This is a genomic window from Oscillibacter sp. CAG:155 (assembly GCA_000436875.1).
Taxonomy (GTDB): Bacteria; Bacillota; Clostridia; order Oscillospirales; family Oscillospiraceae; genus Oscillibacter.
Map to the genome: position 1 here is coordinate 1 of FR890829.1, position 2,141 is coordinate 2,141.

A 2,141-nucleotide genomic window follows, 5' to 3' on the forward strand; every position below is an offset into this window, starting at 1 on the left:
CCGCCGTGTGGCACAGAGCCGCCATCCGCTCGACGGTCTCACAGGCAGAAGGCGGAAGCCGGCTCAGACCGGTCACCATCTGAGCGGTCAGGGCCTGCTGCACCGCCTGGCAGACACTGCGGACCCGGTCAAGTTCCAGAGAATTTCCGCAGGTGCCCGCGTTCTGCAGGGAGGCCGGGTCCGCGATGCCGTGTTCCAACTGCCAGTAAAGCAGCGCCTCGGCCTTATGGGAGCAGAAAGCCCTGCTGTGACAGGTGCAGGTGCTGTGCTCCAGTGGTTCCAGGAGCCGCACCGTGGCCGGGAGCCAGGGCATCTCCACCGTGATGACGGAGGTTTCGGTCATGACGGGGCCAGCGCCGCTCTGGCGGCGGGACAGCACGGCGGCCAGACGCTTTGTGCCCAGCTGTCGCACCAGCTTTTCCACTGGATAGGCGCGCAGCTGCGCAAACGCCGGCGCCTGGGCCATTTCGTCGGAAACGGGAGCACCGGAGGCCATCTGCTGCCGGAGCCACAGAATGGCGGCGATGCGGTGCCGGCAGATTCCGCTGCTGGGGCAGGAGCAGCGGCTCTCCCCCAGAGGTACCTTGATCAGGCAGATCGCATCTCCCACCCGAACCGTCACACCGTCTTTTTCTGCCTGTGTCTCCAGAGAGGGCAGGGCCGCAAGATCTTTTTTCGCCCGGTTTACAGTGCCCCGGTTGCACAGCCCGATCAGATAATCTTCGTCAGCGGCAGCCAATGCGGCCGCCAGAGGTTCCGGCAGCTTCACAAGCATGCCCTCCTTTATTCCCGCATCACAGCTGCCATGAAGTCCGCCAGCTTGGCAGGCGTCATGGCGCCTACATAGGCCCCTATATCGGCCAGATGCTCCGCAGTGGACCGGTCATAGGCGGGGGTGGCGGTTTCATCCAGCGCTGTCAGCGCGATGAGCTTGGCACCGCTTTCCACAATGTCGCGGCAGATGCCGTAGAGATTTTCCCGGGTATTCCCCTCGCAAAGATCACTGACCAGCACTACCATGGTGCGGTGCGGCGACGTGATAAGAGACTCGCAGTAGCGGAGGGCACCGGCGATGTCGGTCCCGCCTCCCAGTTGGATGCTCATCAGGGCCTCCACCGGGTCGTCCACGTAGCCGCTGAGATCCACCACTGAGGTGTCGAAAATCACCAGGCGGGTATCCAGCACAGGCAGTTTTGCAAAAATCCCCGCCATCACCGCACTGTGGATGATGCTGGGCATCATGGAGCCGCTCTCATCCACAGCCAGAATGACCCGCCACGGGTGGCAGCGTTTGATGCGGCCGTTGAAGTAGACCTTCTCCAGCATCAGACGGCGGGCATCCCGGTCGTAATGGGGCAGATTTTCCCGAATGGTGCGCTGGATGTCCAGATTGCGCAGAGAGCGTACGCTGCTCCGGCTGCTGCGGTCCAGCTTTCCCAGCGCTGAGCGCTGTACGTCGCTTTTCATCTGCTCTGTCAGCTGGTCTACCACCCGTTTCACGACACAGCGGGCAGCATCCAGAACGGGCCCCTTCATCAGGTGTTTCAGACTCAGAATGGTTTCCAGGAGGGCCTGGTTAGGCTCCATCTTCTCCAGGACTTCCCGGTTGGCCAGCAGCTCCGTCAGCTGATAGCGGTCCAGGGCATGCCGCTGCAAAATCTCCGCGGTTTCCCGCGGAAACAGGCAGCGCACTTCGCTGAGCCACCGGGCGACCGTCAGCTGGCTGGCACCGTGTCCGCCTTGAGGGTCCCGTTCTCCCTTCACATCCGCCCCAGCCTCACGGCCATAGAGAAAATCCAGGGCTTCATCCATGCGCACAAGCTGGCCGTCGGACAGCCCGATCTGCTGGTCCGCATTCTTCCCCAGGATCAGCCGCCAGCGGTTTAACGCAGCACCGTCGGTCAGCATCACGCGTCATCTCCTTCCTCTGCGAAGGCATCCAGCCGGGAGGCGGCCCATGCGTCCAGAGCTTCCGCCCGGGCATATGCGGTGGCGTCAACTGCCGCCGGCCGCTGGAGCGCACCGCCGTCTGCCCCGTGCAGCGCCGCGGCCCGCCGGGCGATGCGGTTCGTTTCCATGGGCAGGAAATAGCTGAAAGCCAGCCGCAGTTCCGGCAGGAGCACGGTAAAGTCCTGGTCCGT

3 protein-coding genes are annotated in these 2,141 nt (G+C 63.5%); all 3 read right to left on the bottom strand.

The genetic code is table 11. The features are described from left to right. A partial coding sequence (locus QZL67_RS00710) for an SWIM zinc finger family protein (protein WP_292919592.1) occupies nucleotides 1–769 on the bottom strand: 769 nt, incomplete at its 3' end. Between the two features lie 14 nt (nucleotides 770–783). Next, nucleotides 784–1,908: a VWA domain-containing protein gene (locus tag QZL67_RS00715; RefSeq protein ID WP_022288872.1), complete on the bottom strand. Its 1,125-nt coding sequence runs from the start codon at nucleotides 1,906–1,908 to the stop codon at nucleotides 784–786. After that, nucleotides 1,908–2,141: hypothetical protein (locus tag QZL67_RS00720; protein ID WP_292919594.1), on the bottom strand; the 234-nt coding region annotated here is incomplete at its 5' end. The genes QZL67_RS00720 and QZL67_RS00715, both read right to left, overlap by 1 nt.